Genomic DNA, 23297 nt, shown 5'->3' with positions numbered 1-23297 from the left:
TGAGAGGTAACAATGTCGCGACCCGCTGTGCATTCGGGGGCGCGCGTTACGTATTGCTTTCTATAGTCGATGCAACACGCGGAGGTCGCCATGCGCAACGGGACGAAAACGCAACTGAACTGGGCCGATGTCACGCCCCGGGCCCACTGGCTGAACCGGCGGGCCCTGATCGCGGGGGCGGGCGCGGCGCTGGCCTTGGCGGCGGGGCCCGCGCGGGCGCGGATGGTGGGGGCGGCCTCGGCCTATTCGACCGATGCGGCGCCCAATACGCTGGAAGAGATCACCAGCTACAACAATTTCTACGAATTCGGCTGGGACAAGTCGGACCCGGCGAAACATGCGGGCCAGATGACCATCGACCCCTGGGCAGTGCAGATCGACGGTCTGGTGGACCGGCCCGGCAGCTATGCGCTGGAGGACATTCTGTCCCATGCCACGCTGGAAGAGCGGATCTATCGGTTTCGCTGTGTCGAGGCCTGGGCGATGGTGGTGCCCTGGATCGGCTTCACGCTGGCCAGCCTGCTGGCGCGGGCGGGGGTGCAGCCCGGGGCGAAATACGTGGCCTTCCAGACGCTGCACCGCCCCGAGGAAATGCCCGGCCAGCGCGCGGGTGGCATCGACTGGCCCTATGTCGAGGGGCTGCGGCTGGACGAGGCGATGCATCCGCTGACGATTCTGGCCAGCGGGCTTTATGGCGAGGCGCTGCCCAAGCAGAACGGCGCGCCGCTGCGTCTGGTGGTGCCGTGGAAATATGGCTTCAAGTCGATCAAGTCGATCGTGCGCATCACCCTGACGGAAAAACAGCCGCCCACCACATGGAACCAGCTGCAACCGCGCGAATACGGGTTTTACGCCAATGTGAACCCCGAGGTCGACCATCCCCGCTGGTCGCAGGCCAGCGAGCGGCGGGTGGGCGCGGGCATTTTTGCCGGGCGCGAACCGACGCTGAAGTTCAACGGCTATGAAGAACAGGTCGCCGGGCTGTATGCCGGGATGGATCTGGCGCGGAACTACTGATGCTGGCCGCGACGATGAATGGCGCGCTGCGCCGACTGCCGCCGGGCGCGGTCTATGTGCTGGGGCTGCTGCCGCTGGCGTGGATCCTGTGGCTGGGGCTGCAGGGCGGGCTGAGCGTCGATCCGGTCAAGGACATCGAGCACCGTCTGGGCAAGATCGCGCTGTGGTTCCTGCTGGGTGGGCTGATGGTCACGCCGCTGCGGCGCTTCGCGGGGGTGAACCTGATCCGCTATCGCCGGGCGCTGGGGCTGGTGGGGTTCTTCTATGTGGCCGCGCATCTGGCGGCCTGGGTCGTGCTGGATATGGGCATGCTCTGGGCGCAGGCGGCGGCCGATCTGGTCAAGCGCCCCTATCTTCTGTTCGGCATCAGCGGGTTTCTTCTGCTGGTGCCGCTGGCGATCACCTCGAACGATGCGGCGGTGCGCCGGCTGCGCGCCAACTGGCGGCGGCTGCACTGGCTGGTCTATCCGGCGGTGGGGCTGGGGGTGGTGCATTACCTGTGGCAAATGAAGGTGATCTCGACCGAGGGATGGCTGTGGGCGGCGGGCTTTGCGGTGCTGATGGCGCTGCGATTCCGCCCCCTGGTGCGGCGTCTGGGGGGCTGACCCTGCGGCAGGGGCGCAGGAAGATTTCGTTGAATCGGGTGATTTGCGAAATTTTCTTTCTGCAGCTGCGAAGGCGCCCCCGCCCCGCAAAAACATGCATGCGGAAAACCCAGTCAAGCTCTTCCTTTGACGCGAAGCGGCCCCTTCGGGGGCCGCTTTCTTCATTCACCGCACAGCGCGGTTACTTCCTGGCTCTTCCAATTCACCTTCTCGAAATATCCTCGGCAAAATGCCATGGGTAGGATACTGATCCGGTCGCGATCATAGAATTCATCGCGCGTAACCCCCAACCACTCACGCAACCGGTCGCCCGAGCGGTCATCGAAGGGGATGCCGGATTCGTGCACGCGCAAGCCAGGCGCCTGCCCAACAATCAGAATCCGTGCGCGTTGCCGCAGCCAGACGACTGGCCGGGGTTCGTGCCTTGTGGCAGTGGCTGCGAAATCTGCTGCGCACATACGGCAGGGCCGTATTTCCTGTGCTATCGCCGGCTCGCCAGCACTCATCCTCTGTACCTTTGTTCTTTCCAGGGATCACCGTAGTTATGATACCCCAGCTTTTCCCAAAAGCCCTTGTAGTCATAGGGACTGAAATGGAGGCCACGAAGCCACTTGGCGCTTTTCCACAGATATAGGTCCGGCACCACCAGTCGTGCCGGGCCACCATGTTCTACGCTCAGCGGTTTACCGTCGAATTCTGTGGCCACAAAGGCTTTGTCACTTAACATATCGACCAAACGCAGGTTCGCGGTGTAATTGCCGTCCGCACGCGCCTGAACATAAACCGGATCAGCTACTGGGCGAACAAGATCGGCCAGTACAGAAACTGCCACCCCGCGCCAAAGTGTGCCCAGTTTGGACCATCTGGTCACGCAGTGCAGATCGGCGCTGAATTCGCGCTGTGGGAGGGCCTGAAAGCCCGCCCAATCCAGTGTGATCGCCTGTTCGACGTCACCGTCGAGGGTTAGTGACCATGTTTCCTTGTCGGCCGTCTTGGGCGTACCCGCCGTCATTACCGGGAATTTCTGAGTTACCACCTGATTGGGCGGAATGCGCGGGCGTCCATCTGGGCGAAGAGTACTCATCGTCAGCTCCCGATTGTCAGTAGACCTCAGTGACCTTCAGCTTGCGGCCGCGGAACTCACAGAATTCACCGGCTCTCTTGCCTTCCAGGGCCTCGTAGATTGGCGCCGCTTGTGAGACACCGATAAATTTCTGCCCCTGACATGAAAACTCTCCTGTCGAGACGCCAATGACCAGATAGCGATCCCCGATCCGCACTGCTGCGCCCGGCGCCACTTCGGTTTTCGGTCCGAAATCAAGCACGTTCAACGCTGAGATTTTGGCTTCCACTTGATGCTCGCGGTCATCGAACGCCTCAGCAAGATCGGCGGCGGTTTCTGCTTGGCCCTGTTCGTCATTTTCAATCGGCTCCGTGCGATCCAGCCGCGCGGCGCTGAGAAATCGCTCATAGGTTTTATGGGCTTGCTCAAGTTCGGCCTCTGTCAGGGCCAGCATCGTGTTGCGCAAGTGGTTCTTGTCGATCATGGGTTTTCCTTTACGATAGTTGGAGTTGTTAAGTTGGTGATTTTGCGGGGCTTCTGATCCCGCTCAAGCGTGGGAAAAAGATTTGGGCGCAGCACTTTCCATCGTTATCCTGTTCACGATCTCGTCCACGATCGTGCGGGTCGCGGCTGTGTTTCTAGAACACACGGGCATTTCACGCGACGTTGCCAGAGTTCAGGCCATGTCGGCACTTAGCGGCACGGGGTTCACCACGTCTGAATCCGAACTGATCCTCCAAACACCGGAGCGCAGACGTATCCTTGTGATCTTGATGATTACCGGTTCCGTTGGTCTGGCCTCGGTGGTTGCCACTGTTGTGGTTGGGGCCTTCGGGATCAAGGAAACGGCCAGCGGGTTGTTGCTTCAGCTTACGGCGATCATCACGGCAATCGCCTTTGTGCGCTACGTGCTCTTTTCCTCTGTCGTCGATGAGTTCATTTGCGGCATGGCACATGCGTGGCTTGTCAAACACATGGCGCATGTTCCGTTCACGGTTTTGTACCAGTTGGATGCGGACAGGGTGATTGCCCAACATAGTTTGGCGAAGGCACCTCCTTCGAACAATGTGGAGTGGCCCGGCGACCTGACCCTCATCGGTGTGCGCAGCGCCTTCAACGCCGAGATAAACCCGTGGGACGGAACGCCGTTGCCTGAAGGATCGGCCATGGTCTTGGCGGGGCCAAGGGCGTCCCATCATAAGTTTGCCGCCGCCCATGGATTGACCCCAGATACAGGAGCGCACTGAGGCATGACAGACGTCAAAACATCGCCGGGGTTTCTTCACCTGCACGCACTGAACGGGGGCGGGGAATGGCTCCATATGTGTATCAAGCATCGAGAGACCAGCGCCTATCTCATGGAGGTGGCCATGCTCGACGACCTGGTTGTCGATGCGATGATCGAAGAGGACACACGTTCGCGCGTGCGCGTTCTTGATGACGGGATCATGGTGCTTTTGAAGGCCATGCATGTCGGTCAGGACATGGCACGCCCTGAAGACATGGTGTCGATCAGGATCTGGATCGACAAGACGCGCGTCATTACTACACGCGAGGCCGATGTTGACCCGATCCTGGCCCTTCATCAAAAGTTGTCCGCAGGTGCAGGCCCAACCACACCGGGTGAGTTTCTGGCTGATCTTATCGAAGAACACCTCGATGAGGTCGATGACCACATCGAGGAACTGGAAGACGCGGTCAACAGGATCGAAGGGCTTGTGGGCACTCATCAGACCGAGGCTGCCTGCCCCAATATGGCACAAACCCAATCGCGTATCAGCGGCTTCTTGCGCCACCTCGGGCCACAAAAACCTGTGCTGGAACACTTGTCGCGCTGCAAGCACTCCCTTTTGAGCGAAAGAGAGCGCACGCGGATCGATGACGGGCTCGATCAGCTTTTGCGGTATCTTGAAACCCTGCAAAACCTGCGGGACCGCGTTGATATCCTCAACGATCAGGTTGCCCGCATTCAAGACAGGCAACTGACGCGCAGATCCTTTGTCTTCTCGGTCGTGGCGACGCTGTTCCTTCCGCTTGGGTTTATTGTCAGCGCGTTCGGTGTGAACCTCATGGGGGTTCCCTTCGAAGGGCATGCAAATGGTTTCACCATACTGATGGTGATCTGTTTGGCTCTGGTCGCAGGGATGCTGGTCTTGTTCCGCTGGCGAAAGTGGTTCTGACGGAGGTGGCGGCTGCATTTTCATGCGCCGGTGAAGTTCATCGCGTGATGCTCAACGACCTCGGCAACAACCACATCATACTCCAAAAAGACACCGTTCTTGCCGCGGTCTTTGGCGTATTTGTGCTCGGGGTGGACATCCCATTCCTCGATCGCCTCGAAATCTTCGAAGTAACCGATAAGCACCTTTTCTCCGTCCTCTGCGGTAAAGACCTTGTGGCTCATATACCCCTTTAGCCCCTTCACCACGGTCACCATGCGGGCGTAAAGCTCGTCAAACTCGCCTTGGAAGTCGGGATCAACCCGGTGGCGAAAAACCTCTACATGCATTGCCATTATAGTCTCCTTTTCTGGTTCAAGATTTCATGCGCCCGATGCGGGTCGCCAAGGGGGTTGAACTGAGGCCGTGCAACAGGATGGACAGGCCAACAGTCAGCGAGACACAAGCCAGCAGTTCCTCTTCATTCGGGAAATCGAATTGATCCATCATCAGCAATGTGAAGAGGATCGAGGCCAGACCGCGTGGACCGAACCAACCAAGGAAGAGCTTCTCACGCGCGGGTAGCCCGCTTCTTGTCAGAGAAACGAAGATTGGCAAGACACGGACCAGCGTGAGGAAGACCAACGCAAGAATGATCGTATTTGGCCCTGCGTGCGCCAATCCGTCGGGCAGCAGAAACGCACCGAACACCAGAAACGCCGCCATCGTCAAAAGTTGGCCAGCCCCCTCCATGAACTCGCTGATAAAGTGGATGTCATGACGGTAGGTGTTGCCAAAGACCATGCCCGCAACAAAGGCCGCAATGAACCCGTTTCCGTGGATGGCAACAGCAAACCCGTAAGCTGCGAAGGCGGTCACGAGAAAGACCACCGCCCCCGCCGCCTCTTGCATCAAGTCGCGGTTTTGCGCCCAGTCCATCGCCTTGGCCGCCACCCAACCGACGGCAATACCAGCGAGCGGACCGAGCACAATCTCGGTGGCGGCCTCCAGCGCCAAACCATCGGTCTGCGCGCCGCCAACCGACGACGCAAGGACTGCACCCAAAAGAACGAAGGGTAGCACCAGCCCATCGTTCAGCCCGCTTTCCACATTGATTGTCTGGCTGAGGTGGTCTGGCACCTCTGGGTTCGAAACGACAGATTGCCCCAGCGCGGCATCCGTCGGCGTCAATACTGCGGCGGTCAGCAATGCAACGGCAAACCCAGACGTAGGGTTGAGCCAAAGCGCGACAAGTGTCCCAAGCGCGATCGTCAGCGGCAGCCCGATCACCAGCATCCGTGTCGGGATCTGCCAATCCATCACCAGTTTCTTAAAGCGCACATGGCTAGCGTCAGAGAACAGGATCAGGATCAGCGTGATCTCGGCCAGAATTTTTTTACCTTCGTGGATCACATCCGGCGACAAGCTGGCGCTCAATGGCACGGACAATGCAAAGCCAAGCGCTGTGAAGATGATTGGCAGGGTAAGCAAGCTGCGCGAGATTGCTTTGCTGAGCAACGAGTAAATGGCAAAGGCCACAAGCACGAGAAGGACTGCGGGGGTCATGACGTTGTGTATTCCTTCTTGAGCAATGCACTGTGCCGGGCCCGAAGCTTGGCAAGTTTCGGCGCGATATAGGTGCGGCAAAAGGGCCGTTCGGGGTTGGATTTGTAGTAATCGTGAAATCGGCTGTCCGAAGGCTTGAAGCCCCGGTGCATAAGGCTGCGCGTAACAAAATGCACCTCCGCCTCTGCGGCAAGGTCCCGTATATGCGTCGCGCACGCGTTTTGCTGCTCCGCGGTCATACTGTAGACCGCGCTTCGATACTTGCCACGCATCTTGTGATCGGCCTCGCTGGCATGGGTGCTCAGGTGGACCGCGATCAGGTCTCGCAAGCTCACGCGATCAGGATCAAAGGAGATTTCCACCGCCTCGGACCACGCCTCGTCAGGGCCGTCGGAGCGGATAAAGCCTTGCCGCACCTCTGACACGCCCTCAAGCGGTTGGAAAACTGCCTCGGTGCACCAATGGCACCCGCCTCCAAAGCCGATGGTTACCACAAGATCACTCCGCCACTGGAACCTGACCTTGGGCCAGTTTCAGGCGGGTCCAGAGGTTCATGTTGATGACGATGGCCGCGATTTCGGCGATGGCTTTTTCGTCGAAATGTGACGTCAGGCTTTCATGCCGCGCTGCAAAGGCCGCCGGATCATAGGCCGTGAGCGCCTCGCAATAAGCCAGCGCGCAGCGTTCTGCCGGGGTGAACATCGTGCTTTCGCGCCAGCTTGCCAGATGCGCGACCTTTTCAACCGCGATTCCCTGATCATGGGCCGCTTTGGTGTGCAGGATCAGGCAATAGGAACAGGGGTTCATCTGGGCGACGCGTAGACGCAAAAGCTGGGCCAAACGTCCATCTACCGACAGATCGGCAGTATACCCAACCGAGGCCGCCATTTGCTTAGCGATCCCGTGAAACTCGATCAAATCGGGATCAAATCGGGTATTCTCGAATGTGACAGGCATTTTCAATCTCCCAGATTGAATTTCTTGCGCCAGTTTGCGCGTGTCCCACCGACCTTGCGCAGGAATGGGCAAGTCAGACGGATTTCATGGGAGCGGGTTTCAATTTCTTCAAAGACCTCGGCCGCAAAACGTGCGCCAAGGCCGCTGCCACGAAAGGATGGATCGACCTCGATATGCGTCAGGATCATCCGGTCGCCTTGCCAGACATAGCTGACGAACGCGTCAGATGGGGCCATGTGCCGGACAAAACGTTGCGCCCGTTCTTCGTGAATAAGGCCGGGGTCGTAAAGACCCGCGCGGGCTAGTTCCTTTTCAAGTTCAGGCAGCTTTGGGTTGCGCAGTTTGCGGCCCTTGATCTGGAAGGTCGGGAACTTATCTGCGCTGCCCGCCAACTTGGTCAGGCGCACGGCCGCGCGCGGGTCCTTATCAACTTCGGCCAATTCATAGGCCAGCCCGCGTTCTTCCAGGGCGGACTGATAGAACCGCGTCTTGTGGCAGCGGACCTCGCCAAACAGGGTGATGTCATGCATTGGCGGCCGCCAGCGGTTTCAAGCCTGCAAGGATCGTCGGGATCAACTCGGCGACGGTCGGGTGAACGGGCAGCGCCTGTTGCATGATCTTGTAGCTGGCACCCGTGGCCATGAAGTTCGAAAAGATCGCGATGATCTCATCGCCCGCGATGCCGAACACTGTGGCACCCAGAATAGCCTCGCTGTCGCCGTCCACGATGATGCGAATCAGGCCGGTTGTCTCGCTTTCTTCCTTGGCGCGGCTGATGTCGGCCATCTTCATGTCGGCGATTAGGATATTGCGCCCTTCGGCAGCAAGTTTTCGCGCCTCGGTGCGGGACAGGCCGACGCGTCCCAGCGGTGGGTCGGTGAACATGGCATAGGTCGTTGGCCGCTGATCGGCGTCCTTCCATTGATAGCGGTCTTTAATCTTATCGAGATCGGCCAGCACGATTTCGTGGTCGTGATAGCTGGTATGGGTAAAGGCACCACGCCGGTTCACATCGCCAAGCGCCCAGAGGTTGGGCACCTTGGTGCGCAGCTTGGCATCGGTCGGAACGTAACCGCGTGAATCGGTCTCCAGCCCGACCGCCGCAAGGTTCAGCTTGTCGGTGTTCGGGGCACGCCCCGTGGCAAACAGGACATGACTTCCCGCGATCTCGGTACCATCCTCGAGCGTCATCAGAACGCCGCGCATGCTGCGCCCGACACCTGCGATCTTGGCGTTCAGGTGCAGCGTCACGCCCTCATCCTGAAAAAACTTCGCGATGATTTCCGAGACATCCTCATCCTCGCGTTCGGCCAAACGGTCGGAACGGTGTACCACCGTGACCTTGCTGCCGAGGCGGCGGAAAATCTGACCCATCTCAAGGCCGATGTAAGAACCTCCCACAATGATGAGGTGATCAGGCAATTCATCGAGCGCCAGAAGTGATGCATTATCGAGCGCATCGATGTTTTCAAGGCCGGGAACTGGCGGGGTAAACGAACGAGTCCCGGTATTCAGAAAGACCTTGTCAGCCGAGAACTTGCTTTCGCCTACAGAGACGATGAACCGGCCGTTTTCATCGAACCCGGCAAGACTGCCCCAACCGTGGATCACCTCGACACCTTTGGTGCGCTTTAACCATGCTGTCAGTCCCCGGCGGGCGGTATCGACACGCTCGCGCATCCGCGCCATTGCGGCGGGAAAATCCACAGTAACCGCGCCCGTGGAGACGCCAAAATCCGCCGCGCGCCGCACCATATGCGCAACGCGCGCCGACTTGCGCAACGTCTTGGTGGGTGTGCAGCCGCTATTGACGCATGTCCCGCCCAGCTTGTCGCCCTCGATCAGGGCAACGGATTGCCCGCGATTGGCCAACCCAACCGCGAGCGAAGGTGCCGCTTGGCCAGAACCGATGATTACGGCGTCAAAATGATTCATGTCTTCGTCCTCTGCCATTCTCACGCTTCGCTGTTTTCGCCTTGGAAAGGCACCCGTTGGAGGCGCTCATCCCCGATAATCTTGGTGACCAGCCAAACGTATTCCTGCCTGGCCGTATCGAAGCCAAGCATCGTAAAACCCTGACCAAAGGGGCATTCCGGGAAGTCAGGGAACCCAAGCCTGAGAACATAGCGTCCGGGGTCGGCGTTGAACTCGCTCTTGCGGACCTTGCGGACACCGTATCGGTAATCCTCGTCCTCGGTCATCTCGCTGCGCGTATCCGGTTCGGCAGTTTTCAGTGACTTGACCAGATCTTGCGGGGCACCATCCCCCTCAAGATCAAGCGCATCGACAAGAAACCCTTTGACGCCCGTATCTGCGATCTCAAGCGCATAGATATTCGAGGCGTCGCCCGAACCCGGCTCGGTCTCAAAGCGGAGTTTCATCCGGACCGTCACTTCCGCCGGATTTACAGCGAGGCCTGCGCTTACATCCACGAGTTTTCCGTTCTGAATGCGGAAGTCATGGGTGAACCCGGCGTCTACGAGTTCCGACAAAGCGGCCACGGCATCAGTTGCATCAATTTTCATGGGTCGTTCCCTTCGGATTTGGGTAAGGTTAGGTGCCGCAAAACGTGACGTGACGGTGCGCGTCGACTGGGGCGGGTAGCGCATAGGTTTCTGACCCGTCTTGCTCGGTGAACGGATGTGCCAGCACAGCCAAAAGCTTGTGAAACGGCTCAAGATCGCCACCCACGGCGGCCTTCAGGGCCTCTTCAACCAGATGGTTGCGCGGGATGTAGATCGGGTTGATCCTGTTCATCGCTTCCGCCCGCAACTCCGCGGCAATATCTTCCGCCGCAAGCCGCGTGTGATAGCGGGCCGCCCAAGCGTCAAATACCGCGGGATCATCGAAATTGGCACGCGCCAGTTCGTCATTGCCACGAACAGACCCCGCCAAAGCGCGGAACAGGTTGGTGAAGTCAACATCCTGCCCTTCACAGGCCTTGAGCAGATCATTTGCCAAATGCAGATCTTCGGGCAGTTCCTTCAGCAGACCCAATTTGGCCCGCATGCCCCGCAGCCATTCCTGCTGGTAGTGCGCGGGAAAGGCATTGATCTCATTGGTCAACTGCCGGATCGCGTCGTCGCTGTCCTCGGGGTTCACCAGATCAATCAGCGTCTCGGCAAAGCGCGACAGGTTCCATTGCATGATCACCGGTTGGTTGCCATAGGCATAACGGCCGTGCTGGTCGATCGAACTGAACACCGCTTTAGGGTCATAGTTGTCGATGAAGGCGCAGGGACCGTAATCGATGGTCTCGCCCGAAATCGTTGTGTTGTCGGTGTTCATCACACCATGGACAAAGCCGATATTGACCCATCTCGCGACCAGCGACGCCTGTGCATCCCTGACGCGCCGGAAGAATTCCAGATATCGATCTTCGCGGCCCACGATGTCTGGAAAGTGGCGGGCGATGGCATAATCGGCCAGCTTGCGAAGCTTTTCGGTCTCGCCGCGCGCTGCAAAAAACTGGAAGGTTCCAACCCGCAGATGCGAGGCCGCGATGCGTGCCAGAACAGCGCCTTTCTCCAGCCCATTGCGCGCGATTTCTTCGCCCGTCGTGACCGCAGCCAAAGCGCGCGTTGTCGGAACGCCGAGGGCATGCATCGCCTCGCCCATCAGGTATTCGCGCAAGACGGGGCCAAGAACGGCCTTGCCGTCTCCGCCGCGTGAAAACGGCGTGCGGCCTGAGCCCTTCAGGTGCAGATCGCGGCGGCGGCCTTCGGTGTCGATCAACTCACCCAACAGGATCGCGCGGCCATCGCCCAGTTGCGCCGAGAAACCGCCGAACTGATGGCCCGCATAGGCCATGGCCAAAGGCGATGCCCCGGCGGGTGCCATCGCGCCGGACAGGGCGGCGGCGCCTGCGGCCGAGTTCAAGACGGTGGGATCGAGCCCCAGTTCTGCCGCCAAGGCGATGTTCAGAACGACGATCTGCGGATCGGGAACCTTGTCGCCTTGCCAAGGGACAAAGAAGCCCTCCATTTCGTCGGCAAAGCTGTTGTTGAAGGGGAACGAAAGGTCATCAAGCATGGTCATTTCCTTTCTACGATGGGCTAAACAAGGGCCAGCGCATGATGGTGTGCGATAGCAAGGCAGGCGACGAGCAAGCCAAAATCCTTCATCAGGAATTGCCCACGCGAGGACAGGAAAAGACGGCCTGCTTCTTCCTCGAAATACTGAACATAAGGGAACAGGCTGAGTGTGACCAAGAAGGTCAGCACGCCAAGCAAACCGCCCAGAAGGCCAAAACTGGGAAAGAAGATGCCAAGTACCAGAAGCAAAGCGGTGCTCAACTCAACAATCCCCAGAAATATGCTGAAGCCCGCCGGCGTCATCAGTTTCGGGCCAAACCGCAAGATCGGATGCCCCGCGACCAGCGTCTTGACAGCGTCCTGTTCATAGCGGGCAAATTTGGCGATGCCGAAGGCAACGAAGATTGCCGCAAGCGCCAGTGACAAAAGTTTCATTGCTGGCACCCAGTGGGTGATTTCTGCGACCAGTTCCATTTTCGTCCCTCGTTATTGATTGTTTGGCTCCGGCGATCTGGCCGCCGGAGCCAATGGTCAGGCGCGCTTCAACTCGACATCGTCGGCCCCGAGCGCGGCAAGAAATCGCTGCGGATCAAGACGGAAGTCCGCGTGGACAACGTTCCCTTCCGGATCGATCACGGTGAACCACGGCGTGCCGCCAGAACGGTAATCCTCCATGAAGGTCGGGTAGCGTTCACCTGCGGGCGGGGTGTCATGACCAAAGGGCATTTTCAGCCCATACTGCTCCTGATTGATGCGCAGCTTATCGCGGGTGTTTGTCTCGGCACCCTCAAAAACGGTCTGAATGACGGCGAAATCGAACCCTTTGTCCTTCAGTTTGTCATGCAGAAAGCGCAGCGTCGGAAAACCGCGCGAATGACAGCCAGGGCACCAGTGCTGGAAGCAATAAATGATCTTGTAGCCGTCTTTCATATCCGAAAGTCGAAGCGGCTTGTCCATCGGCTTGCCATCCGCATCGATCCAATCGTTGACGCGCAGTTCGGGCGCCGTGTTGCGAAGTTGTCCAAAGTTCATGACTGAAACCTTTCATATATGGCGATTTGGTTCGCTGCTTTCGCCCGCGCCGCCAGCGCACTGACGTCTTCGAGCGGAAACGCCAGAACCTCCGCGCCGATTTCGGTGACGGCGGGCGAGAGATAGCGAAGCCCCTCAACCTCCGTTTCAAGTCCGGGCCCGACGATCAGGCCCGTCTTCGTTTCGTTCATCCGCAACCAGCCGTTGCGGATCAGGCCGCTGGTTAGCAGGTCCATGGCAAGCTGGTCTCCCGGACCGGATGTGTTGATCACGACTGAGGTCGTGATTTCTTCGTTCGTTCTTGTGCCAGCCCGTTTCAGACGGATGCGGGTCTTGCCCTCGGTTTCGGCATAGACCCAAGTTATCTCGCCGTGCTCCTCCACGATCTGGCCTGCCGCTTGGAGCCGTGCATAGTCGGCAAGGCTGTTGTGCGTTGCGCGCCTAAACCGCCGCTCCAGTTGTGGCATGACCTTGCGGCGCTCCGAGAGGGAGGGCAGCAGGGTTTCAAGCCCCCTTTCGGCTGCCCAACCCAGATAGCCTGGTCTGAGTTCGGCCATGCTTGCCCCCTTGGCACGGAACGCGGCAATTTCGGCGTCGACCGCAGCCAGAAGCGCGTCTGCATCGCGGTAAGGGCCCGTCAGTTTGGGCGTCACCGGCTCTTTACGCGGGCGCGCCCAGATCAGCTGCTCCGGCTTGGACCCACGGGTGATCACCCGAAGCCGGATGTCCTGCTCGTCCATGACGGACTGCATAAGCCGCAGGACATCCAGCATCGCGGCGTTGCCTCCTAGGCAGGTCACTTCCTGTCCAGGACGCAGGACCTCGGCAATCGTTTGCTCGTTGCCATAAAGCGTCGTGAACGCCGTGGGGCCGCTATCCGCCCCAAATCGTTGAGGCGATGGTCCCCCGGTGGCCACGTCCACCCGGTCCGCCCGGATCACCTCGCCTGTGGCAAGCGTGATCCGAAACCCGTGTTCATCCTTGGCCAGATCGGTGGCCAAAGCCGTCCGCTGCTGCACCCGCACGCCTGCTTCGGCGTGCATGGCCAGAATGCCCTGCCCGATCTCGGCGAGATAGTCGCCAAAGACCGCGCGTGGGGCAAAGACAGCGCCGAAATCGCCTGCATCCAGATGATCCGCCGCGAAGTCCAACCAGCGTGGTTGGTAGGCGGCAATCCTTGAGCGAATATCACCCCAGTTTGCCTCGAACCATTCGACGAAACTCTCACCAAAGGCACCTGACGGCGAATTCAACAGATAGGCATATCGCCAAGGCGCGGCGCTCGGATGATCCGCATATGCCATCCCTTTGCCGAATTGACCCGCGTTGGCCCCAAGAATGGTCAGTTGGTCACCAGACGTAAGCACCAATGTTTCCGCAAGCGCCGCTGCGCTGGCCCCATCGCCAATAATCAGATGGTGATGAGGCCCACGCATGGCTTATTCAGCCGCCGTCGCCGCACGCTTGGGCAAAACCCAACTGGACCGCGGGAAGTGGCAAGTATAGCCATTCGGGATACGCTCCAGGTAGTCTTGATGCTCTGGCTCAGCTTCCCAGAAATCGCTCACCGGTTCTACTTCGGTCACGACCTTGCCTGGCCAGATCCCAGATGCGTTCACGTCCGCGATCGTGTCTTCGGCAATCGCTTTTTGTTCGTCATTCACATAGTAAATGGCGGACCGATAACTGCTTCCGCGGTCGTTACCTTGGCGGTCTTTCGTTGTCGGGTCATGGATCTGGAAAAAGAACTCCAGAAGCGCACGATAGCTGGTTTTCGAGGGGTCAAAGAGGATCTCGATCCCTTCGGCATGGGTTCCGTGGTTGCGGTATGTGGCAAATTTCACGTCACCGCCGGTGTAGCCAACCCGGGTGCTTTCGACGCCGGGCAGCTTGCGGATCAGGTCTTGCATCCCCCAGAAGCAGCCTCCGGCCAATACGGCACGTTCAGTCATACTTTTTCCTCCACTTGATCGAGGTATGCGCCATACCCCTCGGCTTCCATTTGGTCTTTCGGCACAAAGCGCAGGCTGGCCGAGTTGATGCAGTAGCGCAGGCCGCCCATTTCGCGCGGGCCATCATTGAAGACATGCCCCAAATGGCTGTCGCCGTGTTTCGAGCGGACTTCGACCCGGACCATGCCATACGAGGCATCACGATGCTCGGTCACGTTATCGATGGGTTTCGAGAATGCGGGCCAACCGCAACCGGAGTTGAACTTGGCTGAGGATGCGAAAAGCGGCTCGCCGGAAACGATATCGACGTAGATACCCGGTTCGAAATGCTTGTCATACTCACCCGTAAAGGCGCGCTCGGTCCCGCTCTCTTGCGTAACGTGATACTGTTGGGGTGTCAGCTTGGAGAGCGCATCCTGTGATTTTTCGTAGGTCATTTGTATCTCCTTCTTCTTCCGTTGAGAGGAAGATGGAGACTTTCGATCCGTTTGTGAAATTCCTGGCGGGAATAGTTTTTATAGCCGCGCGCGTGTGCCTATTACCAATTGAAATCTTTGGATAATCCAAGGATGACACGGACTTCGCGCGGGTTGGCAGAACCAGAAACGGCGACCATGCTGATGTTGCGTGACAGGGTCAGGCCCTTTACCGCGCGCAGGACGATTCCATCAACAATCGCTGAATGTTCCGGCAAGGAACACACACCCGCACCTTGCGCCACCATCTGCTGCACCCAGTCTTCCCGCTCTGACTGAAAACGCGGACGCATGACAATGTTCCGATCCATGAAATGCTTGATCAGTTGCGTGCGAAATTCGCAGTGCATCCTGTCGATATAGGGCTGCTCCATCATCTGCTCTGGCGTGATTTCATCTGTCCCGGCGAGCGGGTGATGACTTGCCAAGGCCAAGCGCAACCGCTCTTGGAACAGCGGTTGGATCGTCAGTTTGAAATTCGGTTCCGGCGGATTGGTCAGCAGACACATGTCATACTTGCCCGACAATACCTCCGCCTCCGCCTCGCCGGGGTTCAGAGGATGAAGAAGAAGCTCGACCTCGGGCAATTCCTTCAGAACGAGCGCCCAGAATTTGGCAAAGACCCGCGGCGCAATGGTGCTTGCGACGCCAATATTGATCTTCCGGCTGCGCCCTGCGACCGAGTTTTCCGCAAGCTCGGTGATGTTTTCGAGCGCTGATTGAATGCGCATGAACTCTACGATCAGATCACGGCCCAAGGCCGTCAGGCGCGTGTCCTTGCCGTCGCGATACAGCACCGGACCGCCAAACTCATCTTCCAGACGTTGAATCGCCTTGGTGAGACTGGGCTGAGATATCCCACTCACCCGGGCCGCTTCCGTGAAATTCAGGGATTCGGCGAGATTCAGGAAGTACCTGACCTGATTAAGATCCATTTGCCTGCGTCACTCCACAAGGTAGCCGACTTCCTTATGCCCACAAGTGCCTGAATTGATCAAGTTTTTCAACCTGATAGCGCCCATCTCTTGTGAGTTGTGGGTTTCGGATATGATCGTGAAACGACCGGGCAGGCCTGCAAGCCCGGCCGCGACAGGTTCCGGGCGCGGATGGAACGGTTTGTTCGAAACGCCGTCGATGTCACTGAGCGCCCGGTGCTGGATCTCGCCTCTTGGGCCAAAATGGATCGGTGTGTAGTGAAAATGTGTCGGCGTATCTGGGTTGGACCGCTGGAACTCGTCAATCCTTGCAAACACTTGCGCCATCGCGTCGGGCGTCTCAAGCTCGCCGAGCGAGCGCGCATGAACATGCCCGAAATCAATGCAAGGCCCGACCCCTTTGACCGTCGAGGCCACATCAAGAATCATATCGACAGACCCCATCTGCCCGACCTTGCCAGCGGTTTCGATCATAAGGCTGATGTCAGTCTTGCCCAATTGCGCCATGAATCGCTCAAGGTTTTCGGCAAACCGGCGAGACACATCGGCTTCGGGCGCGCCGTAGAGCGACCCGGGATGCAGCACGATTTCGCGCGCGCCCAGAATGTCGGCTTGCTCATAGGTCCGTAGAAGCGTGTCGACAGAGCGCAGGACCTTGGCCGGATCGGGGCTGGCAAGAACGATGTAGTAAGACCCGTGGATCGATAACTTGATGTCGTCTGCTATTGCCAGCGCGCGGTAGCGACGCCCCTGTTCAGCCGTCATTCGTGGCCCATACGTCATTTGCAATTCGATTGCGTCGAGCCCGACTGAGCGCAGCCACGCGAAAACGGCACCCCGATCCTTGGCTTCCGGACGTTCAGTGAATGCCAAAGGAAAACCGCCAACGCCGAAACGGATATCGGGCGGAATGGCAAGCCTTGTCATGTTTCCAAAGGTGGATTGAATCTAGAATATGCACCCAGTTTCCAAGCCGGTTCAGGGCGATGCGGCGTCAATTGCCAAGCCTCTATGTCGAAGGTCCAATACCGGCCATCGGCACCGTCATGAGCCATGCGCCCTTCCAAGTTGAGCGTGGCGTGACCTGTCAGGTTCAGCTGAGCGCCAGTGTCGAAATCGACGAAGGTAATGCCCGCTCGAGGCTCGAGCGCCAGATTGCCCAATGTCATGAACATCGAATTACCGAAGTAGTCGGGAACGATAAGCTGATTTCCCTTCACGTTTACAAATCCCGGATACCCACCACGATGGCTTGCATCATGATCTCCGTCCGGGTTTTTGCTGGCCACGAAAAACGTGTCGGCCTGTCGGATCAGGTCCGCAAGGTTATCCGGCAGATCAGATCCCGAAGCGGGCGAAACACCTTGATAGCGATTGTCTGCCACAGGCAGTCTTTGCTGGATGTATTTCGGACAATTCGGACAGGTCTGCGCAACATCGATTGTCACCCGCTCAGGCGTAACCTCATTAACCGAACCATTGATGCGAAACCGCCGCGCGCTGGTCAGGTCCATTGCAACAAGGCCTATCGGCGCTCCGGCACTGACCATCGTCCATAGCGCGGACGGAACGGTCATTTCGGTCCGATTCAGGTAAACCGTCTTGTCATCAGCTCGGGCAACAAGCCCTTCTGGACCGTTGGCCAGAAAAGACCAGACACGCCCCTCAGCATCACTTACGGCGATATTCAGGGTTGTCGCGATACCCAGCATCCGTTCGCTGTTTGCAGACAGTGTCGTGCTGATGAAACGCCCGTTCCGAAGGGCCAGCACGTCCTCCCCCGTGGCTTTCTGGACAAGGCGTTCACCATCGTGAAAAGGGCCCCCGCTCATCCTCACAGTCCCAATTCAGAAAGACTTGACGTGTCATCAGGACGGCGTCCCAAAGGCCAGTGGAACAGACGCTCGCTTTCCTTGATCGGCAGATCATTGATGCTGGCGTGCCGGTTCGTCATCAGGCCATTCTCGTCAAACTCCCAATTCTCGTTGCCATAGGCGCGGAACCAGTTTCCATCAGCATGGTGGTATTCATACGCGTATCGAACCGCGATGCGGTTATCCGTGAAGGCCCAGAGTTCCTTGACCAGTCGGTAGTCCAATTCCTTGGCCCATTTGTCCGCTAGGAAAGCTACCACCTCATCGCGACCATTCACAAATGTCGCGCGGTTGCGCCATTTGGTGTTTACTGGCGTATTTGCCCTCTTTGATGTGCTGCTCGGCGGTGCCGCGCTGGTTGTAGAACCGCACCACCCAGTCCGGCTCCATCGGCAGGTTGGTGACGATGAAGCCGACACGCGGGAACAGTTCGCCCGGATGCCATTCGATCTTGGCGATCACCCGGCGTTCCTTGTCCCAGGACGCCGCCTGATACTCGAATTCCTCGAAGAACCGCTTGACCTTGGTCAGTGACGGCCGCCCGACAGGGCGCGTTAGCCGATGCGCGATCTTGTCCTTGAGGACCGCGTTTGCGGGCAGCCGGATGGCGTAGAAGAACCGCGCTTCTTCCAATCGCTCATAGATCGCCGGGATCGCGTAGGCAGCATCGGCCCGGAAGAACCTGCCACCAAGGTCGCGCTCCGCGTAGCGCGCAATGACGGGGTCGAGAACATCACGCCAGCCATCGGCGCTGTGGACGTTGCCATGGCGCAGGGCGCAGCGTTCCAGCATCCCGAACTGGTTGAACAGAAAGTTGGGGTGATAGCAGCTACAGTCGAAATGGCCATTCCAGGCGGACCCTTCCTGGTCGCCATGGGTCGGGCTGACCGAGCTGTCCATGTCCAGAACGATGTACTTCAGCCCGTTACGGTCATGGAACCGGTCGATCCATTGCCCGTTCAGGTCGGCCAGCGCGGCACGGTTCCCGGCCAGAGCCAGCGTCTCGGTCTCGAACCGTCCCATCTGCGATGCCGAGGCCGCTTGTGCATCGACCGCTCTGCCGCCGACAACTTGGCGCATGACCGGATCGCAGGCGAGACGGTTGGCGTCGTTGACATCCTCGTATCCGGCCAGCCGCCCAAAGACTGATTGCCGGAACAGGCCGTCGAGCCGATGGACCGTGTTCTTGCCAGAGCGAGTATCGCGCAGCGCCGCTGACGCCAAATCGGACAACCCGAGCGCGTCATCAAGCTCGCGCATCACCAGAAGGCCGCCGTCGGAACTGAGCTGCGTGCCGCGAAATTCCAGCCGCACGCGAGGGTCGAAATCCACCCGATCTGCCCGTTGCAAGCCCGCACCCTCTGGGTGATCCATGAAACGCGCCCCTCGCAGCCTTCAACACCATGTTTTATATAGGAAATATAATGGTCAGGACAGCGAAATCAGCGCCTTACTTGGGAAATGTGGGTTACTGTATAGGCTTTGGATACTGCCTCTGGATTGCGACCGTTCCAGCCATCTTCGGCAAGGCGGACCTTCTGAATTGCTGTCTCACGCGTAAAGGGCGGGAGAGGTTGGCGTTGTTCCATTCATTGATCCTTTCTGGGAATGTTTATGTAAATCTTGGCTGGCGGTCGCTTTCGACACTCATGGCGAGCACGCGGCTGATGTATGTCAGCGACTTGCCCGACTCTTCTTTCCATCCGTCAAAGGCGTTCTGTATGGCGCGCCGCTGTTTCGACGACGCTGGCAGAGTGTCAGCAACCCCTTCGAGTGACAGGCGTTTCAAGACATCAAACGACAAAACATAGGAATCTACACCGGCTTCGCGCAGGAAATACTGGGCGGTCTTGTCGCCCAGTCGATCACCATGCTTGCGCAGATAATCAAGAACGTCGGCGAAATCCTTGTGCTGCCACGCGGCGATGAAAGCGCCAAAGCTGGCATGTCTTTCTGTCTCGTCCAGAATGAACATCGCGTTGCGCTGAACGGATCGGATCCGCGCCCCGTTGCGCACGATGCGCGGATCTTTGAGCAGCATATCGAACCAGTCGTCATCCATTATTGCGCAAACGCTTGGGTCAAACCCTTTGAAAAGCTGCTTCGAATCCCGGCCATTTGTCGCGGATCACCTTACGGCTGAAGCCCGCGTTGAAGACGTGTCGTGTCATATCTGCGAGCCATCGATCGTCACTGCGTGCAAGCAGGTCTGTGATGGGTGCCGGGTGTTCAATGCGCGCCTCAACGGCCTCAAGACTGCCGTGTCTCTTCACAGCCATCGACAGAATTTCGCGGAAAGGTCTCATCAAGCCTACTTCAAGAATGTGGTTCCGGGGATGTCGAGAGTGGCCACTTCCGGTGTGCCGGGCGGTCTCCACTAGACTAGGGAAAGGCCTCAGTCTTTTCCAATAGAACGCAGGCATAGTTTCAATAGCTGCCCGTTCGTCGGCAAATCTCCGCAGCTTAGGTTCGGCGCATCGAGTGTGTCCCGTATCCACTGGGTTCCAGGACAATCGTTGTCACCCAGTCACGCACAAGGCGCCCATGTTGACTTGCCCTGATATGCGGGCGGTCACCCCAAGGGCCGACATTAGCCTCCGTCGTAAACGGCGGTTCTGTCCCGCGACTTGTAGGTTTAACACGTGACCCATATTGCGCCACCCACGAATAAGCGGCTTTTCTTTGAGCGACGGAGCCAGTTTTCTCACTATCGCGGCATTTTTCGCGTTGTGCGCGCGTGCAGCACGAAAATCCAATCCACAGGTTGGGCCCCAAGCCGCCTTGCGGCAGTGCCGAGAAGAAACGGTTCAACCTCGTCCCAATGTCAGCTCCCGCTGAAATCGCTCGGTCGCTTTGCACCCGCAGCGGATGGCTGGAATCCGCCCATCGCGACGAACTCATCACCTCAACCCCAGTCGCTCAGCCAACCCTTCAAACTCCGGTGCCTCCACGTAGAGCTTCTCGAACTCACGTCGTGCCTGGGCCTTGCGACCCACGCGTTCGTAGAGCTCCGCGCGGTCATGACGGATCTGGTGGAGGAGACGATCGGGGCGGTCCTTGCGGCGGCGGCCAGCGCGGGTCAGCACCTCGATGGCTGCGTCGGGCAGGCCACGGGCGGCGAGCGCTCGAGCCCGGTAGAGCAGAATGCCCGTGTCGATGGGCGTCTCGTTCTGGGTTGCGGCGGTCAAGGCGATCACCCTGTCCAGCAGGTCGTGATCTTGAGGTGTGTCGAGCCCGATCTGGACGAAGGACAAGAGCACCACGGGATCCTCCGGCGCGATGACCAGCAGCCTCTCGAGATGCTGCGCCGCGCCTTCGGCGTCCCCGCTCGCCTCGCACAGTTCCACCAGCGCAAGCCGTGTGCCGCGTTCGGTGGGGGAGATATGCGCATAAATGCCCTTGGCGATCGGCAGATTGCTTTGGGGCGAGAGATCATATTTCGTGAACAGCGCGCCGAGCCCGTCACCCGCCGCAAGCGCGCCTTCCAGATGCACGCGCGCCTGCGCAAATGCCTCCCGCTTCAAGCGGATCATGCCAGCCATCCAGGCGGCGTCGGGCAGTTCGCTTGCGGCTTCCAGCTGTGAGAGTGCTGCATTCTCATCACCGTCGTTCAGCGCACGCAGCCCGTCTATGAAGGCCTTTTCCTCGGGTGGGGTCACGAGCCTTCGGAAGAATCCGAGGGACAGCTTGTCCCGTGTTGGGGTGGCTGCACGCGCGCCCTTGCGGTCCTGAATGGTGTAGAAGAGGCCCGAGCCCGGCAGCCCGAGTGTGGCCCGGTTTCCCCGGGGGCTGACAGTGTATTTGGCACCGCGCGGTCCGAACGACAGAGAGGCCGTCGATTTCGAAAGGTTCAGCGTTACCCCGGGCGCAAGACGAATACGTTGCCAGAAACGCAGTGACACGGGGCGTAAATCCTTTCGGTAAATTGGCCGGAGACGAACCCTGATTGAACCGCATCGCGGCCGCACAGGCAACCGATGCGTGGGAGCCTTGGACGGGATCCAGGCCGAACATGCTCCAACAAAATCATCAATGTAACATCGGCACAGGATCAGGGGCGTCCAGTGCCAGCAGGAAGGGAGCTACTCGACAGCCTCGATGAACCGCCCGTATTCCTCGCTCACTTCCCTGGCCTCAATAAAGGCCCGCGCGCGCTCCTCGTCGATGCAGCGGAAATACTCCTGCACATCGGCGATGTAGGCCTCGAAATCCCCCCGGATCAGGTCCGCATAGGCGCGCATGTCTTCTCGGGACGCGGGCAGGAACGGCCGTTCCGGCGGGATGCAGGCATGGGCCGGACCACTCACCACAAGGACGGTGAACAGCAGCGCCAGGGGGATGTTGCACGCACAGGACATGTGCAGGGCAAAACTCCTTTGCCGCCTTTAAGATCACGACTTTGTCAGCTATCACCGTTATCGAAGCAAGGCAATCTGCGTCAAGTCGTTTTAATTGTCTTGCTATCGTTCATGTTGTCTTGTATCGCCCGCGGTGTTGCGACCCCGTGGGCCCGAGACTGCACCTCACGCAGAAAAAAGGACCCAGGGAAGGCCATGATAGAAGAAGCACCGAATGTGGTTACAGAAGACGGGCTGCGCGGACTCCTTGCCGAAGGCTATCTCATCGAGGTGGTCTGCAAGGAAGGCGCCGAGAAGCGCCACAACAGCTGGTACGGCGCCTGGGTCATCCGGGCGGTTGCCCCGGATGGGGGGGACGACAAGATGCTCGTCACGAGCCGCAGCGTCCTCAAGCTGCGCGATTTCAAGACCATCGTCGGCCTTGTCAGCTTCCTTGCCGACATGGGCTGCACGACCGCCAGCATCCCGCTTGTCGAGGGTGCCCGCGAGCGCCACGCAGCACCCGGACGCACGTCCGAGCCGCGGACCGGCCCGGTTCTGGTCAAGGACAACTGACCGCGCGTTTGCGCTCGTCGTTGCACTGGGTACAGGTGTTTGTTCCGCACCCTTGGCCCTTGCCGACGGTTTCATCTTCCAGGTCAGTCCCGATGGTCGACTGATCGACACAACTGATGCCACGAGCACCCTGCGCTCGTTCACCGGTGACGAAGACGCCCAGAATGGGCCCCTTACAGATCGCCTCTTTCTCTTTGCAGCACCGCAGTCCCATAGGGATGATGCTCCCCTGAGAGATGTGACAGCTGCCGCAGCGGTCGCCCCGCGTGCCGTCCGCGCCTCCCCCGAAATCCTCCACGCCATCGAGACCACGGCGCTGCGCTACGGCAGCCATGGCGCCCTGCGTCAGGCGGGTCTGTCAGTCAGCGATTGGGCGCTGTTCTACCGCGCCAATATCGAGGTCGAGAGCGCCTACAACCCCGGCGCCTTAAGCCCTGTCGGGGCTATCGGGCTCGGCCAGCTGATGCCCGACACCGCGCGCGATCTCGGCGTTGACCCTCATGACATCGCCCAAAACCTCGATGGCTCGGCGCGTTACCTGCTGATGATGCTCGAGCAGTTCGGCGATCCCGCGCTGGCGCTCGCGGCCTACAATGCCGGTCCCCATGCGGTCACCCGCCATGGCGGCATTCCCCCCTTTCGAGAAACCCAAGGCCATGTGGCCCGTGTGACAGCCGTGTTCCAGCGGCTGAGAGGAGACCTTTCGTGACGTCC

Annotated in this window: 30 protein-coding genes and 3 pseudogenes; 6 read left to right on the top strand and 27 right to left on the bottom strand. The window is 59.1% G+C overall.

The window, feature by feature from the left end:
• Positions 1–90 precede the first annotated feature (90 nt).
• Both msrP and msrQ read left to right on the top strand, forming a co-directional pair.
• Positions 91–1017: a protein-methionine-sulfoxide reductase catalytic subunit MsrP gene (gene msrP, locus VDQ28_RS02540; protein ID WP_323034437.1), complete on the top strand. Its 927-nt coding sequence runs from the start codon at positions 91–93 to the stop codon at positions 1015–1017.
• Positions 1017–1622, top strand: coding sequence for a protein-methionine-sulfoxide reductase heme-binding subunit MsrQ (gene msrQ / locus VDQ28_RS02535; RefSeq protein WP_323034436.1), 606 nt, complete (start codon positions 1017–1019; stop codon positions 1620–1622). Before msrP ends, msrQ begins: the two co-directional genes overlap by 1 nt.
• Before the next feature lie 161 nt (positions 1623–1783).
• Here msrQ and VDQ28_RS02530 read toward each other — a convergent pair whose 3' ends face one another.
• The 3 genes from VDQ28_RS02530 to VDQ28_RS02520 are packed head-to-tail and all read right to left on the bottom strand — an operon-like array spanning position 1784 to position 3169.
• Complete coding sequence (locus VDQ28_RS02530) at positions 1784–2080, bottom strand: uracil-DNA glycosylase family protein (RefSeq protein ID WP_416349345.1); 297 nt, start codon at positions 2078–2080, stop codon at positions 1784–1786.
• Positions 2081–2124: 44 nt separating this feature from the next.
• Positions 2125–2706 carry a molybdopterin-dependent oxidoreductase gene (locus VDQ28_RS02525; RefSeq protein WP_081791465.1) on the bottom strand — a complete coding sequence of 194 codons (582 nt, stop codon included), beginning with the start codon at positions 2704–2706 and terminating at the stop codon, positions 2125–2127.
• A 16-nt stretch (positions 2707–2722) separates the two neighbouring features.
• Positions 2723–3169, bottom strand: a complete 447-nt coding sequence (locus VDQ28_RS02520; RefSeq protein ID WP_036763518.1) for a hypothetical protein — start codon at positions 3167–3169, stop codon at positions 2723–2725.
• A gap of 82 nt (positions 3170–3251) precedes the next feature.
• Between VDQ28_RS02520 and VDQ28_RS02515 the strand changes: the two genes are divergently transcribed.
• Both VDQ28_RS02515 and VDQ28_RS02510 read left to right on the top strand, forming a co-directional pair.
• Entirely contained in the window at positions 3252–3932 is a 681-nt protein-coding gene (locus VDQ28_RS02515) for a hypothetical protein (protein ID WP_052432431.1), read from the top strand.
• Between the two features lie 3 nt (positions 3933–3935).
• The gene (locus VDQ28_RS02510) at positions 3936–4865 is read left to right on the top strand and encodes a CorA family divalent cation transporter (RefSeq protein ID WP_323034435.1); all 930 of its coding nucleotides are present in this window, start codon (positions 3936–3938) and stop codon (positions 4863–4865) included.
• A 20-nt stretch (positions 4866–4885) separates the two neighbouring features.
• Here VDQ28_RS02510 and VDQ28_RS02505 read toward each other — a convergent pair whose 3' ends face one another.
• The 24 genes and pseudogenes from VDQ28_RS02505 to VDQ28_RS02395 all read right to left on the bottom strand — a co-directional run bounded on the left by VDQ28_RS02505 (position 4886) and on the right by VDQ28_RS02395 (position 22028).
• Positions 4886–5200, bottom strand: coding sequence for an antibiotic biosynthesis monooxygenase family protein (locus tag VDQ28_RS02505; RefSeq protein WP_051578302.1), 315 nt, complete (start codon positions 5198–5200; stop codon positions 4886–4888).
• 19 nt (positions 5201–5219) lie between these two features.
• The gene (locus tag VDQ28_RS02500) at positions 5220–6410 is read right to left on the bottom strand and encodes a cation:proton antiporter (protein ID WP_028720611.1); all 1191 of its coding nucleotides are present in this window, start codon (positions 6408–6410) and stop codon (positions 5220–5222) included.
• Positions 6407–6835 (bottom strand): peptide-methionine (S)-S-oxide reductase, encoded by a 429-nt coding sequence (locus VDQ28_RS22545; RefSeq protein ID WP_231879130.1) that lies wholly within the window; start codon positions 6833–6835, stop codon positions 6407–6409. The genes VDQ28_RS02500 and VDQ28_RS22545 overlap by 4 nt, the downstream gene beginning before the upstream one ends.
• 73 nt (positions 6836–6908) lie before the next feature.
• On the bottom strand, positions 6909–7367 hold the full coding sequence (locus VDQ28_RS02495) for a carboxymuconolactone decarboxylase family protein (protein WP_028720609.1): 459 nt from the start codon (positions 7365–7367) through the stop codon (positions 6909–6911).
• A gap of 2 nt (positions 7368–7369) precedes the next feature.
• The gene (locus tag VDQ28_RS02490; protein WP_028720608.1) at positions 7370–7897 is read right to left on the bottom strand and encodes an N-acetyltransferase; all 528 of its coding nucleotides are present in this window, start codon (positions 7895–7897) and stop codon (positions 7370–7372) included.
• Positions 7890–9302: a mercuric reductase gene (locus VDQ28_RS02485; protein WP_036763621.1), complete on the bottom strand. Its 1413-nt coding sequence runs from the start codon at positions 9300–9302 to the stop codon at positions 7890–7892. The genes VDQ28_RS02490 and VDQ28_RS02485 overlap by 8 nt, the downstream gene beginning before the upstream one ends.
• A 20-nt stretch (positions 9303–9322) precedes the next feature.
• Positions 9323–9892: a hypothetical protein gene (locus VDQ28_RS02480; protein WP_028720606.1), complete on the bottom strand. Its 570-nt coding sequence runs from the start codon at positions 9890–9892 to the stop codon at positions 9323–9325.
• Positions 9893–9920: 28 nt separating this feature from the next.
• The gene (locus VDQ28_RS02475) at positions 9921–11399 is read right to left on the bottom strand and encodes a protein adenylyltransferase SelO (RefSeq protein WP_199416804.1); all 1479 of its coding nucleotides are present in this window, start codon (positions 11397–11399) and stop codon (positions 9921–9923) included.
• A gap of 23 nt (positions 11400–11422) precedes the next feature.
• The gene (locus VDQ28_RS02470; protein ID WP_051578301.1) at positions 11423–11875 is read right to left on the bottom strand and encodes a DUF417 family protein; all 453 of its coding nucleotides are present in this window, start codon (positions 11873–11875) and stop codon (positions 11423–11425) included.
• 57 nt (positions 11876–11932) lie between these two features.
• Positions 11933–12433, bottom strand: a complete 501-nt coding sequence (locus VDQ28_RS02465; protein WP_028720604.1) for a peroxiredoxin family protein — start codon at positions 12431–12433, stop codon at positions 11933–11935.
• Positions 12430–13869 (bottom strand): FAD/NAD(P)-binding protein, encoded by a 1440-nt coding sequence (locus tag VDQ28_RS02460; RefSeq protein WP_081791464.1) that lies wholly within the window; start codon positions 13867–13869, stop codon positions 12430–12432. Before VDQ28_RS02460 ends, VDQ28_RS02465 begins: the two co-directional genes overlap by 4 nt.
• A gap of 3 nt (positions 13870–13872) precedes the next feature.
• Positions 13873–14385, bottom strand: a complete 513-nt coding sequence (msrA, locus tag VDQ28_RS02455; RefSeq protein ID WP_028720602.1) for a peptide-methionine (S)-S-oxide reductase MsrA — start codon at positions 14383–14385, stop codon at positions 13873–13875.
• Entirely contained in the window at positions 14382–14822 is a 441-nt protein-coding gene (msrB, locus tag VDQ28_RS02450; protein WP_028720601.1) for a peptide-methionine (R)-S-oxide reductase MsrB, read from the bottom strand. Before msrB ends, msrA begins: the two co-directional genes overlap by 4 nt.
• A 101-nt stretch (positions 14823–14923) precedes the next feature.
• Complete coding sequence (locus VDQ28_RS02445) at positions 14924–15796, bottom strand: LysR family transcriptional regulator (RefSeq protein WP_028720600.1); 873 nt, start codon at positions 15794–15796, stop codon at positions 14924–14926.
• 9 nt (positions 15797–15805) lie between these two features.
• Complete coding sequence (locus VDQ28_RS02440; protein ID WP_081791463.1) at positions 15806–16723, bottom strand: TIM barrel protein; 918 nt, start codon at positions 16721–16723, stop codon at positions 15806–15808.
• A complete protein-coding gene (locus VDQ28_RS02435; protein WP_158212771.1) occupies positions 16720–17568 on the bottom strand; it encodes a pyridoxamine 5'-phosphate oxidase family protein in 849 nt (282 codons plus the stop codon). Before VDQ28_RS02435 ends, VDQ28_RS02440 begins: the two co-directional genes overlap by 4 nt.
• A gap of 62 nt (positions 17569–17630) precedes the next feature.
• Positions 17631–18089 carry a DUF1348 family protein gene (locus tag VDQ28_RS02430; protein ID WP_416349344.1) on the bottom strand — a complete coding sequence of 153 codons (459 nt, stop codon included), beginning with the start codon at positions 18087–18089 and terminating at the stop codon, positions 17631–17633.
• Positions 17983–19044 (bottom strand): annotated as a pseudogene (locus tag VDQ28_RS02425) (IS1380-like element IS1247 family transposase); the annotation flags it as partial. The gene VDQ28_RS02430 and the pseudogene VDQ28_RS02425, both read right to left, overlap by 107 nt.
• Before the next feature lie 98 nt (positions 19045–19142).
• Positions 19143–19259 (bottom strand): annotated as a pseudogene (locus tag VDQ28_RS02420) (DUF1348 family protein); the annotation flags it as partial.
• 23 nt (positions 19260–19282) lie between these two features.
• Positions 19283–19732, bottom strand: coding sequence for a 3-methyladenine DNA glycosylase (locus VDQ28_RS02415; RefSeq protein ID WP_323034433.1), 450 nt, complete (start codon positions 19730–19732; stop codon positions 19283–19285).
• Positions 19733–19751: 19 nt separating this feature from the next.
• Positions 19752–19976 (bottom strand): hypothetical protein, encoded by a 225-nt coding sequence (locus VDQ28_RS02410; RefSeq protein WP_323034432.1) that lies wholly within the window; start codon positions 19974–19976, stop codon positions 19752–19754.
• Between the two features lie 160 nt (positions 19977–20136).
• Positions 20137–20244: pseudogene (locus VDQ28_RS02405) on the bottom strand (integrase); the annotation flags it as partial.
• Positions 20245–20570: 326 nt separating this feature from the next.
• Positions 20571–21572 (bottom strand): DUF4236 domain-containing protein, encoded by a 1002-nt coding sequence (locus VDQ28_RS02400; RefSeq protein ID WP_323034431.1) that lies wholly within the window; start codon positions 21570–21572, stop codon positions 20571–20573.
• Positions 21573–21752: 180 nt separating this feature from the next.
• Positions 21753–22028: a hypothetical protein gene (locus VDQ28_RS02395; protein ID WP_323034430.1), complete on the bottom strand. Its 276-nt coding sequence runs from the start codon at positions 22026–22028 to the stop codon at positions 21753–21755.
• A 195-nt stretch (positions 22029–22223) separates the two neighbouring features.
• Between VDQ28_RS02395 and VDQ28_RS02390 the strand changes: the two genes are divergently transcribed.
• Both VDQ28_RS02390 and VDQ28_RS02385 read left to right on the top strand, forming a co-directional pair.
• Complete coding sequence (locus tag VDQ28_RS02390) at positions 22224–22583, top strand: hypothetical protein (RefSeq protein ID WP_210730706.1); 360 nt, start codon at positions 22224–22226, stop codon at positions 22581–22583.
• A complete protein-coding gene (locus VDQ28_RS02385; RefSeq protein WP_416349343.1) occupies positions 22507–23292 on the top strand; it encodes a lytic transglycosylase domain-containing protein in 786 nt (261 codons plus the stop codon). Before VDQ28_RS02390 ends, VDQ28_RS02385 begins: the two co-directional genes overlap by 77 nt.
• The last annotated feature ends 5 nt before the right edge of the window (positions 23293–23297 follow it).

The organism is Pararhodobacter sp. (assembly GCF_034676545.1).
Taxonomy (GTDB): Bacteria; Pseudomonadota; Alphaproteobacteria; order Rhodobacterales; family Rhodobacteraceae; genus Pararhodobacter.
The sequence above is the reverse complement of the archived record's forward strand: the minus strand, read 5'-3'. Positions and strand labels throughout refer to the sequence as shown.

Excerpts from the sequence above, each read along its gene's own strand:
- msrP (WP_323034437.1), top strand. The coding sequence starts at position 91 with ATGCGCAACGGGACGAAAACGCAACTGAACTGGGCCGATGTCACGCCC.
- msrQ (WP_323034436.1), top strand. The coding sequence starts at position 1,017 with ATGCTGGCCGCGACGATGAATGGCGCGCTGCGCCGACTGCCGCCGGGC.
- VDQ28_RS02530 (WP_416349345.1), bottom strand. The coding sequence starts at position 2,080 with ATGTGCGCAGCAGATTTCGCAGCCACTGCCACAAGGCACGAACCCCGG.
- VDQ28_RS02525 (WP_081791465.1), bottom strand. The coding sequence starts at position 2,706 with ATGAGTACTCTTCGCCCAGATGGACGCCCGCGCATTCCGCCCAATCAG.
- VDQ28_RS02520 (WP_036763518.1), bottom strand. The coding sequence starts at position 3,169 with ATGATCGACAAGAACCACTTGCGCAACACGATGCTGGCCCTGACAGAG.
- VDQ28_RS02510 (WP_323034435.1), top strand. The coding sequence starts at position 3,936 with ATGACAGACGTCAAAACATCGCCGGGGTTTCTTCACCTGCACGCACTG.
- VDQ28_RS02505 (WP_051578302.1), bottom strand. The coding sequence starts at position 5,200 with ATGGCAATGCATGTAGAGGTTTTTCGCCACCGGGTTGATCCCGACTTC.
- VDQ28_RS02500 (WP_028720611.1), bottom strand. The coding sequence starts at position 6,410 with ATGACCCCCGCAGTCCTTCTCGTGCTTGTGGCCTTTGCCATTTACTCG.
- VDQ28_RS02495 (WP_028720609.1), bottom strand. The coding sequence starts at position 7,367 with ATGCCTGTCACATTCGAGAATACCCGATTTGATCCCGATTTGATCGAG.
- VDQ28_RS02490 (WP_028720608.1), bottom strand. The coding sequence starts at position 7,897 with ATGCATGACATCACCCTGTTTGGCGAGGTCCGCTGCCACAAGACGCGG.
- VDQ28_RS02485 (WP_036763621.1), bottom strand. The coding sequence starts at position 9,302 with ATGAATCATTTTGACGCCGTAATCATCGGTTCTGGCCAAGCGGCACCT.
- VDQ28_RS02480 (WP_028720606.1), bottom strand. The coding sequence starts at position 9,892 with ATGAAAATTGATGCAACTGATGCCGTGGCCGCTTTGTCGGAACTCGTA.
- VDQ28_RS02475 (WP_199416804.1), bottom strand. The coding sequence starts at position 11,399 with ATGCTTGATGACCTTTCGTTCCCCTTCAACAACAGCTTTGCCGACGAA.
- VDQ28_RS02470 (WP_051578301.1), bottom strand. The coding sequence starts at position 11,875 with ATGGAACTGGTCGCAGAAATCACCCACTGGGTGCCAGCAATGAAACTT.
- VDQ28_RS02465 (WP_028720604.1), bottom strand. The coding sequence starts at position 12,433 with ATGAACTTTGGACAACTTCGCAACACGGCGCCCGAACTGCGCGTCAAC.
- VDQ28_RS02460 (WP_081791464.1), bottom strand. The coding sequence starts at position 13,869 with ATGCGTGGGCCTCATCACCATCTGATTATTGGCGATGGGGCCAGCGCA.
- msrA (WP_028720602.1), bottom strand. The coding sequence starts at position 14,385 with ATGACTGAACGTGCCGTATTGGCCGGAGGCTGCTTCTGGGGGATGCAA.
- msrB (WP_028720601.1), bottom strand. The coding sequence starts at position 14,822 with ATGACCTACGAAAAATCACAGGATGCGCTCTCCAAGCTGACACCCCAA.
- VDQ28_RS02445 (WP_028720600.1), bottom strand. The coding sequence starts at position 15,796 with ATGGATCTTAATCAGGTCAGGTACTTCCTGAATCTCGCCGAATCCCTG.
- VDQ28_RS02440 (WP_081791463.1), bottom strand. The coding sequence starts at position 16,723 with ATGACAAGGCTTGCCATTCCGCCCGATATCCGTTTCGGCGTTGGCGGT.
- VDQ28_RS02415 (WP_323034433.1), bottom strand. The coding sequence starts at position 19,732 with ATGGATGACGACTGGTTCGATATGCTGCTCAAAGATCCGCGCATCGTG.
- VDQ28_RS02410 (WP_323034432.1), bottom strand. The coding sequence starts at position 19,976 with ATGAGACCTTTCCGCGAAATTCTGTCGATGGCTGTGAAGAGACACGGC.
- VDQ28_RS02395 (WP_323034430.1), bottom strand. The coding sequence starts at position 22,028 with ATGTCCTGTGCGTGCAACATCCCCCTGGCGCTGCTGTTCACCGTCCTT.
- VDQ28_RS02390 (WP_210730706.1), top strand. The coding sequence starts at position 22,224 with ATGATAGAAGAAGCACCGAATGTGGTTACAGAAGACGGGCTGCGCGGA.